Origin of the sequence: Streptomyces sp. NPDC002181 (genome assembly GCF_042890485.1) — a bacterium.
Classification (GTDB): domain Bacteria; phylum Actinomycetota; class Actinomycetes; order Streptomycetales; family Streptomycetaceae; genus Streptomyces.
The window spans coordinates 17,613-33,862 of record NZ_JBIASC010000001.1 but is presented as its reverse complement, the minus strand read 5'-3'; the positions used below and the strand labels follow the sequence as shown (position 1 = coordinate 33,862).

13 protein-coding genes are annotated in these 16,250 nt (G+C 72.7%); 10 read left to right on the top strand and 3 right to left on the bottom strand.

Annotated elements, in window-relative coordinates:
- The first annotated feature begins 1 nt into the window (after nt 1).
- The 7 genes from nusA (at nt 2) to ACFYXV_RS00105 (ending at nt 7,809) form a co-directional block, all read left to right on the top strand.
- The gene (gene nusA, locus ACFYXV_RS00135) at nt 2-1,012 is read left to right on the top strand and encodes a transcription termination factor NusA (RefSeq protein WP_099889207.1); all 1,011 of its coding nucleotides are present in this window, start codon (nt 2-4) and stop codon (nt 1,010-1,012) included.
- A 119-nt stretch (nt 1,013-1,131) separates the two neighbouring features.
- A complete protein-coding gene (locus tag ACFYXV_RS00130) occupies nt 1,132-1,419 on the top strand; it encodes a YlxR family protein (RefSeq protein ID WP_078622365.1) in 288 nt (95 codons plus the stop codon).
- A gap of 148 nt (nt 1,420-1,567) precedes the next feature.
- Nucleotides 1,568-4,702 (top strand): translation initiation factor IF-2, encoded by a 3,135-nt coding sequence (gene infB / locus ACFYXV_RS00125; protein ID WP_385468241.1) that lies wholly within the window; start codon nt 1,568-1,570, stop codon nt 4,700-4,702.
- A gap of 153 nt (nt 4,703-4,855) precedes the next feature.
- Nucleotides 4,856-5,149 (top strand): DUF503 domain-containing protein, encoded by a 294-nt coding sequence (locus ACFYXV_RS00120; protein ID WP_030651158.1) that lies wholly within the window; start codon nt 4,856-4,858, stop codon nt 5,147-5,149.
- A 28-nt stretch (nt 5,150-5,177) separates the two neighbouring features.
- Nucleotides 5,178-5,630, top strand: a complete 453-nt coding sequence (gene rbfA, locus ACFYXV_RS00115) for a 30S ribosome-binding factor RbfA (protein WP_030859756.1) — start codon at nt 5,178-5,180, stop codon at nt 5,628-5,630.
- A complete protein-coding gene (truB, locus tag ACFYXV_RS00110) occupies nt 5,627-6,538 on the top strand; it encodes a tRNA pseudouridine(55) synthase TruB (protein ID WP_389381672.1) in 912 nt (303 codons plus the stop codon). The genes rbfA and truB overlap by 4 nt, the downstream gene beginning before the upstream one ends.
- A gap of 314 nt (nt 6,539-6,852) precedes the next feature.
- Nucleotides 6,853-7,809, top strand: a complete 957-nt coding sequence (locus ACFYXV_RS00105; protein ID WP_385468251.1) for a bifunctional riboflavin kinase/FAD synthetase — start codon at nt 6,853-6,855, stop codon at nt 7,807-7,809.
- A gap of 60 nt (nt 7,810-7,869) precedes the next feature.
- Here ACFYXV_RS00105 and ACFYXV_RS00100 read toward each other — a convergent pair whose 3' ends face one another.
- The 3 genes from ACFYXV_RS00100 to eccE all read right to left on the bottom strand — a co-directional run bounded on the left by ACFYXV_RS00100 (nt 7,870) and on the right by eccE (nt 12,529).
- Nucleotides 7,870-10,335, bottom strand: a complete 2,466-nt coding sequence (locus ACFYXV_RS00100) for an SCO5717 family growth-regulating ATPase (protein WP_389381671.1) — start codon at nt 10,333-10,335, stop codon at nt 7,870-7,872.
- Nucleotides 10,336-10,559: 224 nt separating this feature from the next.
- Entirely contained in the window at nt 10,560-11,258 is a 699-nt protein-coding gene (locus ACFYXV_RS00095; RefSeq protein WP_385468257.1) for a hypothetical protein, read from the bottom strand.
- Nucleotides 11,255-12,529: a type VII secretion protein EccE gene (gene eccE / locus ACFYXV_RS00090; protein ID WP_383343468.1), complete on the bottom strand. Its 1,275-nt coding sequence runs from the start codon at nt 12,527-12,529 to the stop codon at nt 11,255-11,257. Before eccE ends, ACFYXV_RS00095 begins: the two co-directional genes overlap by 4 nt.
- A 277-nt stretch (nt 12,530-12,806) precedes the next feature.
- Between eccE and eccB the strand changes: the two genes are divergently transcribed.
- The 3 genes from eccB to ACFYXV_RS00075 all read left to right on the top strand — a co-directional run bounded on the left by eccB (nt 12,807) and on the right by ACFYXV_RS00075 (nt 16,243).
- Entirely contained in the window at nt 12,807-14,387 is a 1,581-nt protein-coding gene (gene eccB / locus ACFYXV_RS00085) for a type VII secretion protein EccB (RefSeq protein WP_385468260.1), read from the top strand.
- An 11-nt stretch (nt 14,388-14,398) separates the two neighbouring features.
- Nucleotides 14,399-15,694, top strand: a complete 1,296-nt coding sequence (gene mycP / locus ACFYXV_RS00080) for a type VII secretion-associated serine protease mycosin (RefSeq protein ID WP_389381670.1) — start codon at nt 14,399-14,401, stop codon at nt 15,692-15,694.
- Between the two features lie 213 nt (nt 15,695-15,907).
- The gene (locus tag ACFYXV_RS00075; protein ID WP_054220986.1) at nt 15,908-16,243 is read left to right on the top strand and encodes a WXG100 family type VII secretion target; all 336 of its coding nucleotides are present in this window, start codon (nt 15,908-15,910) and stop codon (nt 16,241-16,243) included.
- Nucleotides 16,244-16,250 lie beyond the last annotated feature (7 nt).

Below are 16,250 nucleotides of genomic sequence, written 5' to 3'. Positions count from 1 at the left end.
CGTGGACATCGACATGAGTGCCCTGCGGGGTCTGGTCCGGGAGAAGGAGATCTCCTTCGACCTGCTCGTCGAGGCGATCGAGTCGGCCCTCCTCATCGCGTACCACCGCACCGAGGGCAGTTTCCGGCGCGCACGCGTGGTGCTGGACCGCACCAACGGCCACGTCGTCGTCTGGGCGACGGAGGACCCGCGGGACCTGGAGGAGGGGCAGGAGGCCAAGGAGTTCGACGACACCCCGTCGGACTTCGGCCGGATCGCCGCGACGACCGCCAAGCAGGTGATCCTGCAGCGTCTGCGCGACGCCGAGGACGACCTCACTTTCGGCGAGTTCGCCGGCCGTGAGGGCGACGTCATCACCGGTGTCGTCCAGCAGGGCAAGGACCCCAAGAACGTCCTCGTCGACATCGGCAAGCTGGAGGCCATCCTGCCGGTGCAGGAGCAGGTCCCCGGCGAGGAGTACACGCACGGCCTGCGCATCAAGGCGTACGTCGTACGGGTGGCGAAGGGCGTCCGCGGTCCGTCCGTGACCCTCTCGCGCACCCACCCCAACCTGGTGAAGAAGCTCTTCGCGCTGGAGGTCCCGGAGATCGCGGACGGCAGCGTCGAGATCTCGGCGATCGCCCGCGAGGCCGGCCACCGCACCAAGATCGCCGTACGGTCCACCCGCTCGGGCCTCAACCCCAAGGGCGCCTGCATCGGCCCGATGGGCGCCCGTGTGCGCAACGTCATGGCCGAGCTGCACGGCGAGAAGATCGACATCGTCGACTGGTCGGACGACCCGGCGGAGATGGTCGCGAACGCGCTGTCACCCGCCCGGGTGAGCAAGGTCGAGGTCGTCGACTGGGACTCGCGCTCCGCCCGGGTGACCGTGCCCGACTACCAGCTGTCGCTGGCCATCGGCAAGGAGGGCCAGAACGCCCGCCTCGCCGCGCGGCTCACCGGCTGGCGCATCGACATCCGCCCCGACACCGAGGCGTCCCCGGACGCCGACCGGGCCCGGGGCGGGGAATAAATCCGGTACCCGCCGGAGCTGTCCGGCGGGTAGACAGGATCAAGACAGCAGATCTCGACAACATCCGTTCGATTTTTCGCCCGAAGGGGTGAGGTCGGTGCGGGGAGGTAGACTTAGGCGTGTCTGGCCGGACGCAAGCCCGCGCATGCCCCGAACGCACCTGTGTGGGGTGTCGGGAGCGAGCGGCCAAGAGCGATCTGCTGCGCATCGTGGCGATCGGGGACGAATGCGTCCCTGATCCAAGCGGTACGCTGCCCGGCCGGGGCGCCTATGTGCACCCTGCCGTGGTCTGTCTGGACAAGGCGGTCCGTCGCAGAGCGTTCCCCCGGGCCCTTCGGTCCCCGGGAGCACTCGACACGACCGGACTGAGCAAAGCCGTGGCCGTCGTGGCCGAGGCGACACCGTAAGAAGTAGTACGGCACGGATACCCCGTGCGGTCAGGTACCTCGCGAGTTGGAAGTAGGTCGAGATTGCGATGAGCACTCGATGAGTACGCGATGAGTACGCCCATGAAGTAGCGACGGTCCGGCGTAACCCGGACCTAAAAGGAGCGAAGTGGCTAAGGTCCGGGTATACGAACTCGCCAAGGAGTTCGGAGTTGAGAGCAAGGTCGTCATGGCCAAGCTCCAGGAACTCGGTGAGTTCGTCCGTTCGGCGTCCTCGACGATCGAGGCGCCGGTTGTACGCAAGTTGACTGACGCACTGCAGGGGCCCGGCGGCAACGCCGGCAAGTCCGCTGCGAAGCCGGGCGCGCCCCGCAAGGCCGCGCCCGCCAAGCCCGGGGTTCCCACCCCTGGCGCCGTTGCACGTCCCGCTGCCCCGAAGCCCGGCGCCCCGGCCCCCAAGCCGGCCGCCGCAGAGGCTCCGGCCCCCAGCGCGCCCGCCCCGGTGACTCCGGCCGCTTCCGGCCCGCGTCCCGGTCCCAAGGCTCCGGCCGCCCCGAAGCCCGCTCCGGCGGCGCCCGTGGCGACCGAGTTCTCCGCGCCTCCGGCGGCCCCGGCCGCCCCGGCGCGCACCGAGCGTCCCGCCGGTCCCGGCGCGACCCCCGGCCCGCGTCCGGCGCAGCAGCGTCCCGCGGCCCAGGGCGGCCAGGCCGGCGCCCGTCCCGGCGCCCCGCGCCCGGCAGGCACCGCCCCCGGTCAGGGACAGCGTCCCTCCGGTCCCGGTTCCCAGGCCCCGCGTCCGCAGGGCGCCCGTCCGGCCGGTCCCCGTCCGGGCAACAACCCGTTCACCTCTGGTGGCTCCACCGGCATGGCGCGCCCGCAGGCGCCCCGTCCGGCCGGCGCTCCCCGTCCCGGTGCCCCCGGCGCCGGCGGCGGCCAGGGTGCTCCCCGCCCGCAGGGTGGTCCCGGTGGCGCTCCGCGCCCGCAGGGTCCCGGTGCGGGTCGTCCGACCCCGGGCGGCATGCCCCGTCCGCAGGGCGGCGCCCCGCGTCCCGGTGGTGCTCCCGGCGGTAACCGTCCGAACCCGGGCATGATGCCGCAGCGTCCCGCTGCCGGTGGTCCCGGTCCCCGTCCCGGCGGCGGCCCCGGTGGCCGTGGTCCCGGTGCCGGTGGCCCGCGTCCCGGTGGTGGCGCCGGTCGTCCCGGTGGCGGCGGCTTCGCCGGCCGTCCGGCCGGTCCCGGCTCGCGTCCCGCGGGCGGCGGCGGCTTCGGCGGCCCGCGTCCGGGTGGCGGCGGCTTCGGCGGCGGCCCGGCCGGCGCCGGTGGCGGCGGTCGTCCCGGCTTCGGTGGCCGTCCCGGCGGTCCCGGTGCCCGCGGTGGCACGCAGGGTGCGTTCGGCCGTCCCGGCGGGCCCGCCCGTCGCGGTCGCAAGTCGAAGCGCCAGAGGCGCCAGGAGTACGAGGCCATGCAGGCCCCGTCGGTCGGCGGCGTGATGCTGCCCCGCGGCAACGGCGAGACCGTTCGCCTGTCGCGCGGTGCGTCCCTCACCGACTTCGCGGAGAAGATCAACGCCAACCCGGCGTCGCTGGTCGCGGTCATGATGAACCTCGGCGAGATGGTCACTGCCACGCAGTCCGTCTCCGACGAGACCCTCCAGCTCCTCGCGGGCGAGATGAACTACCAGGTTCAGATCGTCAGCCCGGAGGAGGAGGACCGCGAGCTCCTCGAGACCTTCGACATCGAGTTCGGCGAGGACGAGGGCGGCGAGGAATACCTCATGCCGCGTCCCCCGGTCGTCACCGTCATGGGTCACGTCGACCACGGCAAGACCCGACTGCTCGACGCCATCCGCAAGACGAACGTCGTCGCGGGCGAGGCCGGCGGCATCACCCAGCACATCGGTGCCTACCAGGTGGGCACCAACGTCAACGGTGAAGACCGCAAGATCACCTTCATCGACACCCCCGGTCACGAGGCGTTCACCGCCATGCGTGCCCGTGGTGCCAAGTCGACCGACATCGCGATCCTCGTGGTCGCGGCCAACGACGGCGTCATGCCGCAGACGATCGAGGCGCTGAACCACGCCAAGGCCGCCGGCGTCCCGATCGTCGTCGCGGTCAACAAGATCGACGTCGAGGGTGCCGACCCGGTCAAGGTGCGCGGTCAGCTCACCGAGTTCGGTCTGGTCGCCGAGGAGTACGGCGGCGACACGATGTTCGTCGACATCTCCGCCAAGCAGGGTCTGCACATCGACTCCCTGCTGGAGGCCGTCGTCCTCACCGCCGACGCCTCGCTCGACCTGCGCGCCAACCCCGAGCAGGACGCTCAGGGTATTGCGATCGAGTCCCACCTCGACCGCGGCCGCGGTGCCGTCGCCACCGTCCTCGTCCAGCGCGGTACCCTCCGCGTCGGCGACACGATGGTCGTGGGCGACGCCTACGGCCGTGTGCGCGCCATGCTCGACGACAAGGGCAACAACGTCGAGGAAGCGGGTCCGTCGACCCCCGTCCTGGTCCTGGGTCTCACCAACGTCCCCGGCGCCGGCGACAACTTCCTCGTCGTCGACGAGGACCGCACCGCCCGTCAGATCGCCGAGAAGCGTGCTGCGCGTGAGCGCAACGCCAACTTCGCCAAGCGCGTCCGCCGGGTGTCCCTGGAAGACCTCGACTCGGTCCTCAAGGCCGGTCTGGTCCAGGAACTCAACCTCATCATCAAGGGCGACGCGTCCGGTGCGGTCGAGGCCCTCGAGTCCTCGCTGCTCCAGCTCGACGTCGGCGAAGAGGTCGACATCCGCGTCCTGCACCGCGGTGTGGGTGCGGTCACCGAGTCCGACATCGCCCTGGCGATGGGCTCCGACGCCATCGTCATCGGTTACAACGTCCGTGCGGCCGGCCGTGCCGCGCAGATGGCGGACCGCGAGGGCGTCGACGTCCGCTACTACTCGGTGATCTACCAGGCCATCGAGGAGATCGAGGCGGCCCTCAAGGGTCTGCTCAAGCCGGAGTACGAAGAGGTCGAGCTCGGTACGGCGGAGGTCCGCGAGATCTTCCGCTCGTCCAAGCTGGGCAACATCGCGGGTGTCCTCATCCGCTCCGGCGAGGTCAAGCGCAACACCAAGGCGCGGCTCCTGCGCGATGGCAAGGTCATCGCCGAGAACCTCACCATCTCCGGTCTGCGCCGCTTCAAGGACGACGTCACCGAGATCCGCGAGGGCTTCGAGGGTGGTATCAACCTCGGTTCCTTCAACGACATCAAGATCGACGACGTCATCGCGACGTACGAGATGCGCGAGAAGCCCCGCGCGTAAGCGCGAGGCGGTTCGCACCGTGTCGTAAGCCCGGGGCCGGTCGGCGGAATATCCGTCGATCGGCCCCGGCCGTTGCGTGTACGGTTCTGGTGACCCTGCCGCGCGACGGCCGGCAGGCCACCGAACCCGCACCGGCGGGATATCCGGAACTGAATGTACGTGGGGACTCTGTCCTTCGATCTGCTCCTCGGCGACGTCCACTCGCTGAAGGAGAAACGCTCTGTCGTCCGGCCCATCGTCGCCGAGCTCCAACGCAAGTTCTCCGTGAGCGCGGCCGAAGTGGGCGACCAGGATCTGCACCGCAGGGCCCGTATCGGGGTCGCTCTGGTCAGCGGGGACGCGGGGTTCCTCTCGGACGTACTGGACCGCTGCGAGCGGCTGGTCGCGGCACGTCCGGAAGTGGAGCTGCTGTCGGTGAGACGGCGGCTGCACGGTGATGAAGACTGACTGCAAGACATAAGAAGGAGACGGACCAGTGGCCGACAATGCGCGGGCGAAGAAGCTGGCGGACCTCATCCGGGAGGTGGTGGCCGAGAAGCTGCAGCGCGGTGTCAAGGACCCCCGCCTCGGTACGCACGTGACCATCACGGACACCCGGGTCACCGGCGACCTGCGGGAGGCCACGGTCTTCTACACGGTCTACGGTGACGACGAGGACCGCGCCAGCGCGGCGGCGGGCCTCGAAAGCGCCAAGGGCGTACTGCGCTCCGCGGTCGGCCGGGCGGCGGGAACCAAGTTCACGCCCACCCTGACCTTCGTCGCGGACGCCCTCCCGGAGAACGCCAAGACCATCGAGGACCTCCTCGAGAAGGCGCGCACCTCCGACGCCCAGGTGCGCGAGGTGTCCTCGGGCGCCCAGTACGCCGGCGACGCCGACCCGTACAAGAAGCCGGGCGACGAGGACGACGAGGACGCAGCCTCCGAATGAGCAACAACGCAGGGAAGACGACGCCGGACGGCCTGGTCATCGTCGACAAGCCGTCCGGCTTCACTTCGCACGACGTGGTCGCCAAGATGCGCGGGATCGCCAAGACCCGCCGCGTGGGCCACGCCGGCACGCTCGACCCGATGGCGACGGGAGTCCTCGTCCTGGGCGTCGAGAAGGCCACCAAGCTCCTCGGCCACCTCGCGCTCACCGAGAAGGAATACCTCGGGACGATCCGCCTCGGCCAGAACACGCTGACGGACGACGCGGAGGGTGAGATCACCTCCTCGGCGGACGCCTCGGCGGTGACCCGCGAGGCCGTGGACAAGGGCATCGCCAAGCTGTCCGGCGAGATCATGCAGGTCCCGTCGAAGGTCAGCGCCATCAAGATCAAGGGAGTGCGCTCGTACAAGCGCGCCCGCGACGGCGAGGACTTCGAGATCCCGGCCCGGCCGGTGACCATCTCGTCGTTCCAGGTGTACGACATGCGGGACGCGGAGGCCGAGGACGGCACCAAGGTCGTCGACCTCGTCGTCTCCGTCGTCTGCTCCAGCGGTACGTACATCCGCGCGCTCGCCCGTGACCTGGGCGCCGACCTCGGCGTCGGCGGGCACCTCACCGCGCTGCGGCGTACCCGCGTGGGCCCGTACAAGATCGACCGGGCGCGGACCCTGGACCAGCTCCAGGAGGAGCTGACCGTCATGCCCATCGGCGAGGCGGCGGCCGCGGCCTTCCCGCGCTGGGACCTCGACGCCCGGCGTGCCTCGCTGCTCGGCAACGGCGTGCGGATCGACATGCCGGACGCGTACGCCGCGGGGCAGACGGTCGCGGTCTTCGGGCCGGACGGCGTGCTGCTCGGGCTGGTAGAGAACAAGGGCGGCAAGGCGAAGTCGCTGGCCGTCTTCGCCTGATCCGTTGTGACGTGGAGCGGCGAGCGCACATCGCCTGCCGCTCACCGCTCCACGACCCCCCTCGGGTAGGTCTCTATCCAGCCCGGCCCTCGTATTCACCCGTCCGGGCAGGCGCGCGGAGTGACTGGAGGGAGTGCAAGGGGGCGCTTTCACGGTCCGCGCTCCTCTCCGCCGGGGCGCCGCCCGCCGGAGGTGACGGAGAGCGGCCCCAGCCAGATGCCGATGCGGGGCCCCGGGCACCGGCATGGCAGTCTTAGACCAGCAAACGGCAACCAGGACAGGGCCATCAACGGTTCGGGCGAGGAGCGGTCACAGTGCAGCGCTGGCGTGGCTTGGAGGACATCCCCCAGGACTGGGGACGCAGCGTCGTCACCATCGGCTCGTACGACGGTGTGCACCGGGGCCATCAGCTCATCATCGGGCGCGCCGTGGCCAAGGCCCGCGCGCTCGGCGTCCCCTCCGTCGTCGTCACCTTCAGCCCGCACCCGAGCGAGGTCGTTCGCCCCGGCAGCCACCCGCCGATCCTGGCCCCGTACGACCGCCGTGCCGAACTGATGGCCGGGCTGGGTGTGGACGCGCTGCTGATCCTGCCGTTCACGGCGGAGTTCTCGCAGCTCTCCCCGGCCGACTTCATCGTGAAGGTGCTCGTCGACAAGCTGCACGCGCGGGCCGTCATCGAGGGCCCGAACTTCCGCTTCGGCCACCGGGCCGCCGGGAACGTCGACTTCCTGCGCGAGCTGGGCGCCACGTACGACTACGAGGTCGAGGTCGTGGACCTGGTCGAGCGCGGCGCGGCGGGCGGTGGCGTGCCCTTCTCCTCCACCCTGGCCCGCAGGCTGGTCGCCGAGGGCGACATGGACGGCGCGGCCGAGATCCTGGGCCGCCCGCACCGGGTCGAGGGCGTCGTCGTGCGCGGCGCCCAGCGCGGGCGCGAGCTCGGCTTCCCGACGGCCAACGTCGAGACGCCGCCGCACACCGCGATCCCGGCGGACGGGGTGTACGCGGGCTGGCTCACGGCGGGCGGCGAGCGGATGCCGGCCGCGATCTCGGTCGGCACGAACCTCCAGTTCGACGCCACCGAGCGGACCGTGGAGGCCTACGCGATCGACCGGGTCGGCCTGGACCTGTACGGCATGCACGTGACGGTGGACTTCCTCGCGTACGTGCGCGGCATGGCCAAGTTCGACTCGCTGGACGGCCTCCTCGAAGCCATCGCGGACGACGTGAAGCGGGCGCGGACGCTGACCGAGACGTACGACGCGGAGCACTGAGCCGAACGCGAAGGGCCCGTACCTCCCCGGAGGTACGGGCCCTTCGCGCTGCCGTCTTCGTCAGCCGAGGCGCGGGTCGCGCGGGGGCTGCTGAGGGGGCTGGGGCTGCGGCTGCTGCTGGGGCTGCCAGGGCTGGCCGGGCTGCGGATAGGGCTGGGCGTACGGCTGCGGAGGCTGCTGGTACGGGGAGGGGCCCTGGGGCTGGCCGTACGGCTGGCCCTGCGGCTGCGGCTGCTGCGGAGGCTGCTGGTACGCCTGCGGCTGCTGGGGCTGGGGCTGCTGAGGTGCTCCCCAGTGGCTCTGGGGAGCCTGCTGGGCGGCGCGGACGAAGTCCTCGGCGACGAGCGCGGAGAGGTTGAAGTACGCCTCCCGGGTCTTGGGCCGCAGCAGGTCGAGGTCGACCTCGGCGCCGGCCGCGAGGTGCTCGTCGAACGGCACCACGACCACGCCCCGGCAGCGGGTCTCGAAATGCTGCACGATGTCCTCGACCTTGATCATCTTGGCGGTCTCGCGGACCCCGGAGATGACGGTGATCGAGCGGGAGACGAGATCGGCGTACCCGTGCGCGGAGAGCCAGTCGAGCGTGGTGCTCGCGCTGCTGGCGCCGTCCACCGACGGGGTCGAGATGATGATCAGCTGATCGGCCAGGTCCAGGACCCCGCGCATGGCGGAGTAGAGGAGGCCGGTGCCCGAGTCGGTGAGGATGATCGGGTACTGGCGGCCGAGCGTGTCTATGACGCGGCGGTAGTCCTCGTCGTTGAAGGTCGTCGAGACGGCCGGGTCGACGTCGTTGGCGATGATCTCCAGGCCGGAGGGGGCCTGGGAGGTGAACCGCCTGATGTCCATGTACGAGTTCAGGTACGGGATCGCCTGGACGAGGTCCCGGATCGTGGCCCCGGTCTCGCGGCGCACGCGACGGCCGAGGGTGCCGGCGTCGGGGTTCGCGTCGATGGCCAGGATCTTGTCCTGGCGCTCGCTGGCGAGGGTGGCGCCGAGGGCCGTGGTGGTCGTGGTCTTGCCCACGCCGCCCTTGAGGCTGATGACGGCGATGCGGTAGCAGGACATCACCGGGGTGCGGATCAGTTCCAGCTTGCGCAGGCGATCGGCCTCGGCGGCCTTGCCGCCGAAACGGAAGCCGGAGCGCTGGGGCCGGGGCTTCTGCTTTCCGCGCAGCAGGCGGTCGGAGGACAGCTCGACGGCGGCGGTGTAGCCGAGGGGTGCGCCGCCGCCGGTGCCGGGACCCGGCTGGTAGCGCGGGTCGTGCGGCTGCGGGCCCGGCTGGGGCCCGGCGGACCACTGGGCGCCGGTACGGGGGTCGTACTGCGGCTGCTGGTGCGGCTGATGATGCTGCTCGGCCTGCGGCGGTACGGGCGCGTGCTGCGCGGGCGGGAAGGCGTAGTCGCCCGAGGCGAGGGGCGGCTGGGGCTGCGGCATCGGCTGGGCCGGCGCGGGAGCCGGGGGAAAGCCGTAGCCCTCCTGCGGCGCGGGCGTCGGCGCGGCGGGGCCGGGGTTCGGGGGAAAGCCGTAGCCGTCCTGCGGCGCGGGCGCGGGCGCGGGGCCGGGGGCCGGGGGGAATCCGTACCCCTGCGAGGGCGGCGTCGAGGCCGGGCCCGGGGCGGGCGGGAATCCGTACCCGTCCTGGGGCGGCGCGGTGGAGGGGAACGCGGGCGGCAGCGCCGGGAGTTCGCCTCCGGGTCCCCCGAAGGGGGCTCCCTCGGACGGGTGAACCGCGTCCGCGGGGCTGACGGGCTGCGGAGCCTCCGGCGCGGGGACGGCGTCGCGGGGCTCGTCCCGCGCAGCCGGGGGCGCGGGCTCGGGGTGCGCGAACGGGACGGGCACCCCGTCGGGCGGGGTGTCCTGCCGCTGTACGGGGACGGGCGCCCCGGACGAGGGCTTCACGAAGGTTCCGGGCGCGTCAGAGGGCTCGGCGGCGAAGGGCGCCGCAGCGGGCGGCGCGGCTGCCTCGACCGGCGCCGCAGCCGGCAGTGCGGGCACCTCGGCCGGAGCCGGGAGGGCGGGGGGCGTCCCCGCGTCGGCGAAGGGCGCCGGGGCCGGCGGGACGGGTGCCTCGGCGGCGGGAGCGTCGGCCGCAGCCGCGAAGGGAGCCGGCGCCGGTGCCGGGTACGGCGCGGGCAGGGAGGCGCCGCCGGCCGGGGCCGCGAACGGCGCGGCGTCTTCGGCGGGCGCCGGGACCGGCGGGGCCGGGGGAGTGTCGGCGGGGGTGCCGAAGGGGGCGGGCGCCGGGAAGGAGGACGGGACGCCCGCGCCGTCCGACGGGGTGCGCGGGGCCGGCGGGGCGATCCGCATCGTCGGGGGCGCGGTGACGTCCGACGGGCGGTGGGGTTCGAAACCGCTGCCCTCGGGGAGCTCCGGTACGGGCGTGGCCGGGGCCGCGCCCTGCGTGTACCAGGCCGGCGGGGTGTAGTCGATGGTGAACTCGCCCGTCATCTCGGGCTCCGCGTCGGACTGATCGTCCGTCGGGACGTCCCACGTCCCGCCGCGCCTCTCGTTCCGATCGCCGCTCACTGGTCCTCCTGGTCTGTCGAACACTGGTCCGGCGCCCACCTCGACGCCGCGCCCACGCTCAGCCTAATCGTGTGCGCAGACACCGGTGTCCGCCCCCGTGGAACGGGCCGCGGGGCCCGGCCCCGCGGGCCGGCGCCGGTGGCCTCGTCCTTCCCGTCCTGCCTACAGGGTGGCCGTCTCCTGAGCAACCGTCACCGGCTCCGGCCGACGGGGCCGGATGCCGCTCAGTCGATGCGCCGGGACGGGCCCAGGAGGCCGGTCTCGGCCTCCGTGCCCTGCGTCATCACGAACTGGCGGTCCCGGGGCGTGCACCACAGGGTGACCCCGTCACCCAGCGTCGGCAGCGAATCCACCGCCGCCCGCGTCAGGTTCATCAGGCGGCCGAGCTGCTCCGCCTCGTCAGGGGACACCCGCTGGACGCCCACCAGCGAGGAGTTCTGCAGCAGCCGCGGCGCCGTCGGGCTGAGGTAGGGCAACAGGGTCAGCACCGACTGCCAGGGCCCCGCCACCACGCGCCCGCGCGGCGGCCGCATCCCGCAGTCCCGGATCACCAGCACGGGGCTGCCCGCCGACGCGCCCTGCGGGGGCACCCGGCCGACCTCGTGCAGCGTCACGCACTGCTGCCCGCCGCCCGCCGCCTGGGCCAGCCCCGACCACACCTGCCCGCGCCCGGTCTCCACCGCCACGCGCGCTCCCGTGGCCGCCGCGCGCAGCGCGAGCACCTGGGCCGTCCACAGGCCGCCGATCAGCGTCACCTCGTAGGGCGTGGGCCGGTTGATGCCGAGCACCGCCGGACGCCCCTCGGCGTCCACGCCGATGACCACCCCGTCGTCGCCGACGGGCAGTGCCAGCACGTCCAGCTCCACCGCCGGGACCGTGTGCCGTTCCCGGCGCGGGCCGATCAGCCCGAAGCCGCCCCTCATCGCGCCCCTCCCAGCGGCAGCGAGGCCAGCAGCCCCGGCACCTGTTCACGGTCGAGCCTGACCAGCCCGGTGCGCACGCCGCGCGCCGTCCGCTCCAGTTCACGGCGGGCGGCCACGAGTTCCTCGTCACTGCGCCCGGTGACCCGTACGTGGCCCGTCAGCGTCACGCCCTGGCGCTCCGCCGGAGCGATCGTCAGGCTGAAGTTCGTCGCCAGCGCCGGCAGCGAGGTCAGCAGCGCCACGAACTGCGGCAGGGACGCCGCCCCGCTGCCGCCGAGCTGCGGCCAGCGGGCTATCCAGTACGTGGTGTGCCGCCGGTCGTCGCAGCGCCAGATGCGCGCCGTCTCCTCCGTCCGCCGGCCGGTGCTCGCCGAGCGCCCCGCCTGCGTGATCGCCATCGGGTTCGCGCACGAGGACGTGGCCAGCGCGCCCGTCAGCTCCTGCTCGGTGAGCACGGTGGCCCGGAAACCGGCCCCGGTCAGCCGGCTCGCCAACTGGTCGGCGGCACGCACCACACAGCGCTGCGCGCCCGCGAGCCCGCCGCCGCGCGCGGTGACCGCCTCGGGGCACAGTTCCGGATCCAGCTTGAGCGCGATCCAGGTCAGCCGCACCGCCGGGGTGCCCGTGGCGGCCTGGAGCGGCGCGTAGTTGCGGGTGGCCATCGACTGGGCCGGCAGGTGCGGCGCCGGCGCGGGCTGCGTGTGCTGCACCAGCTGCGCCGACTCCAGCCGGATGCCGTCCACTTCGAGGATGTCCCGTACGAGGCCCAGGGGCAGCGGCCGCGCGCCGCGGTCGGGCCGCAGCGCGGTGGCGTCCATGTCCACCTGGACGACGGCGGTCAGGAACGTCCCGTCGCCGACCATCCCGACGGGCCGCCGGTCGCGGTCGCTGAACGTGAGGGTCCGCAGCGCCGGATCCGCCTCGACGAGCGGTGCCAGCCCCGGCTCGGTCCCCGCGGGCAGCGTGAACGAGGCGGCCCGGCGGCGGCGCGCGCGCAGTTCGAGGGCGCCGCCGAGCCACTCGGGCAGGGAGCGCTGGTGGCGGCGTACGACGGCGAGCACCACCAGGGCGAGCGCCAGGACACCGGCGGGCACCAGCAGCATCGGCTCCACGACCCAGGCCACCAGCAGGGCGGCCGCGGCGATCTGGAGCAGTACGAGCTGTTGCAATCGGAACGGGCCGAAACGGCCCGGGCTCGACTTCGGATTCGGCGTCACCCCGCCGCGTGCGGATGCGGGTGCACCCGTCTGCGGCTGCGTCGCGGTGGCCATCACGCGCCCACCTCCCCTTCCCGGGGCCGTACCCCGTGAGTGCCGGAGCCGGACGCTGCCCGCCGCATGACCCCGGAATCTCCCCAATCCACCCCAACAAGCCCTGATGCCCCGACGGCCCGTGAATTCGCGCGGTCCGGAAGGCAGGAAGCGGCGGCCTCACCCTACCCGGCCCGAACCCGCCCTCCGTCAAGAGGCATAGTAGGTGCCCGGTCCGACAATCGAGGCCCGGGGACCGTACTCACCGACCGGGCCGTGCGGGGAGAAGCAGGCGGTCATGGCATCACGACGTGATGAACTCAACGCGTACACCTTTGCGAAGCGGCGCACGGTGGCCGCGTTCCTCCAGCCTTCCGCAACGGGCTCCGAGGAGGGCGCGCCGCGGCCGCTGCGCGCGGTCCTGCCCGGGCTGGTGGCGGGGGCGCTCGTACTCGCCGCGTTCGGTGCCTGGGGGATGTTCAAGCCGCAGGCTCCCAAGGGCTGGGACGAGGCCGGTACGAAGGTCATCGTCGGCAAGCAGTCGACGACCCGCTACGTGGTGCTGACGACGAAGGTGAACGGCAAGGACCAGACCCGGCTGCACCCGGTGCTCAACCTCGCCTCGGCCCGACTCCTGCTGGATCCGCAGAAGTTCAAGGTCATCCAGATCGACGACAAGGTCCTGGACGCGGGCAGGCCGCCGCGCGGGCCCATCATCGGCATCCCGTACGCCCCCGACCGGCTCCCGGCCCCGCAGGACGCGGGCAAGGCCAAGCGGTGGGCCGTCTGCCAGGCGCCGGGCGGCAACGGCAAGACCGTGCAGACCGCGACGTTCGTCCTCGCCGACCGCGAGGCGGGGCTGATGGACGACGCGCGCAAGCTCGGCGACACGCAGATGCTGTACGTGCAGAACACCGGCGGGGCCAAGGAGCGCTACCTGGTCGACGCCTCGGGGACGAAGTACAAGTTCCCCGAAGGCGGCGCGGACGCGGGCAAGATGACCAACGCACTGGTCGGCAGCACCGGCGCCACCCCGCAGCAGGTGACCGAGTCGTGGCTGGCCACCCTCAACTCCGGTGAGGACCTGGCCTTCCCGCAACTGCCCGTCCCGGCGGGCACGAAGGCCGACGTCCAGGGCCTGACCACCGCCGACAACAAGGTCGGCATGGTGCTGAAGGCGCAGACCGGCTCAGGTGCGCAGCACTACGTCGTGCTGCCGGGGAAGGTCGCCCCCGTCTCCGACTTCGTGGCGTGGCTGCTGATCTCGGCGCCCGCGACCGACGGCCTCAACATGCACGGCAAGCCCCACGAGGTGGACCTCCAGTCCCTCAACCCGGACGCCACGGCGTTCAAGGGCGAGGCCAAGTGGCCGCAGAAGAAGACGGACCGGATCAACATGACGGCCGCCGCCGAGGCCGGGGCCCGGGGCGGCGACCGCGACACGGTCTGCAACGTGCTGCGCTCGGTCGACGGACAGGGCGGCCAGACGCTGAGCACGTGGGCCGGGACCGGATTCCCCATCGACATCACCGCCAGCGGCACCAGCGCGTACGTCACACCGGGCTCGGGACTGCTCTACACGCAGGTCCAGGGCCGGCAGACCACGGCGGGCGGCGCCCTGTTCCTGGTCACCGACACGGGCCTGCGGTACGCGGTGCAGGCCAACGGGGACAGCGACGCCGAGAAGTCGAAGATCGGCGCCCCCGACCAGCAGAACGGCCAGGCGGCCCCGGACGGGCGCCCCGAGGCCAGCCAGGCGCAGATCCGGCTCGGCTACGGGACGGTCACCCCGGCCCTGGTGCCCATCGCGTGGTCCGAGTTCCTCTCGAAGGGGCCGCGCCTGGACACCAACTCAGCCCGTCAGCCGCAGGGTTCGTGAGGAAGCCGCCGATGCCCAAGCCGACGCTCAAGCCGATGCCCGCCTCCCCGTACGCGCGCGGCGCGCTCTTCACCGCCGCGCTCGCCGTCGCCGCCCTGTCCGGTACGGCCGCCGCGGCCGACGCGGCTCCGCACCCGCAGCCGCCGCGCGCCCCGGCCGCCGCAGCGGCCCCCCTGCGCCTCGCGGGCGCCGGCGAGTGCACCTTCCCCATGAAGAAGCAGATCGCCGACCGGCCCTGGGCCCTTCAGAGGCTGCTGCTCGACGCGCTCTGGGCGCGGACCAAGGGTAAGGACAAGAACGGCAAGCCCGTCCGCGTCGCGGTCATCGACACCGGCGTCGACCGGGCGAACCCGCAGCTCAGCGGGGCCATCGACGTGGGAGCGGGCAAGGACTTCATCGACCCCAAGGGCGGCGACGGCACCACCGACACGGTCGGCCACGGCACCAAGGTCGCCGGGCTGATCGCGGCCCGCCCGCAGGAGGGCACCGGCTTCGTGGGCCTCGCCCCCGAAGCCGTGATCATCCCGATCCGGCAGAACGACGGGCAGGGCAAGGGCAACGCCCTCTCGCTCGGCCAGGCGATCGACCACGCGGTGTCCAAGGGCGCGCAGGTCATCAACATCTCCCAGGACACCGACGTCCCCCTGACCGCCGACTCCGACCTGGCCAAGGCCGTCCAGCGGGCCGTCGACGCCAAGGTGGTGGTCGTGGCCTCCGCGGGCAACGACGGCATGACCGGCGAGAAGCGCAAGACCTACCCGGCGGCCTTCCCCGGGGTCCTCGCCGTGGCCTCCTCGGACCGCAACAACGAGCGGGCCGCGTTCTCCCAGCCCGGCGACTTCATCGGGGTCGCCGCGCCCGGCGTGGACATGGTCTCCACCGTCCCCGGCTTCGGCCAGTGCATCGACAACGGCACCAGCTTCTCGGCGCCGTACGTCGCCGGGGTCGCCGCCCTGCTGCGCGCCGAGCACGAGGACTGGACCCCGCAGCAGATCGTCTGGCAGATCCAGGGCACCGCCGAGCGCTCGGTCAACGGCCGTGACGACTACGTCGGTTGGGGGGTCGTCGACCCGGTCCGCGCCGTCAGCCAGGACCACGAGGTCCCCAGGGCCCCGGTCCCGGATCCCGGCCCGCCCCCGGCGGCCGCCCCCGAGGCGGCGGCGCTGCGGCTGACCGAGACGGCGCAGGAGCGGGAGGAGCGGTTCGGCACGTACGCTCTCGGCATCGCGGGCGTGCTGATCGCGGTCATCGCGGGCACGGCGACGGTGGTGCGCGACGCCCGCAAGCGCCGCGGCCGTTTGCAGTGAACCGTCACGGTTCGTCAACGGAAGCGGCCCACCGGTGTTGGGGCTGGAAGATGAACTGGCTAGAGTGACACCAGGCTTCACGAATGTGATCGGGGGATCGCGTGAGGCGGAGGGGATTTCCGGTGGCGCGTGGCTCAGATCCGCGCCCGGAACCTCCCTTCCGCTGCGCAATCCGCCGGTTCTGCCGGCGAATTGAGAAGTGAGGAGCTTCGGATGAGCAATTTCGGACTCGCAGACGATCCGATCGTCCAGGCGAAGAACAAGATCGAGACGACGGCCCGCGCCGTCACCACCCAGTCCCGCGAGCTGGCCGACATCCTCGCCACGGTGAGCGCCGGCTGGACCGGTGTGGGTGCCTCGGGCTTCGTTTCCGCCCAGACGGTCGTCAACGAGGACCACGACGAGATCCGTCGTCTGCTCGGGGTGCTGCACAACGCGGTCGCGCAGACCAAGAACCTCAGCAACGCGCAGGACGACGACGTGCGCGCGGCGTTCAAGACGGTGCAGGCCGGCGCCGGCCAGGGCGGCTCGGGGCTCAACAGCATCTGACCTGCCG

Bases quoted from the DNA above. Each gene is read 5' to 3' on its own strand.
- ACFYXV_RS00120 (WP_030651158.1), top strand. From the start codon at position 4,856: ATGTACGTGGGGACTCTGTCCTTCGATCTGCTCCTCGGCGACGTCCAC.
- truB (WP_389381672.1), top strand. From the start codon at position 5,627: ATGAGCAACAACGCAGGGAAGACGACGCCGGACGGCCTGGTCATCGTC.
- ACFYXV_RS00095 (WP_385468257.1), bottom strand. From the start codon at position 11,258: ATGAGGGGCGGCTTCGGGCTGATCGGCCCGCGCCGGGAACGGCACACG.
- eccE (WP_383343468.1), bottom strand. From the start codon at position 12,529: ATGGCCACCGCGACGCAGCCGCAGACGGGTGCACCCGCATCCGCACGC.
- eccB (WP_385468260.1), top strand. From the start codon at position 12,807: ATGGCATCACGACGTGATGAACTCAACGCGTACACCTTTGCGAAGCGG.
- mycP (WP_389381670.1), top strand. From the start codon at position 14,399: ATGCCCAAGCCGACGCTCAAGCCGATGCCCGCCTCCCCGTACGCGCGC.
- ACFYXV_RS00075 (WP_054220986.1), top strand. From the start codon at position 15,908: ATGAGCAATTTCGGACTCGCAGACGATCCGATCGTCCAGGCGAAGAAC.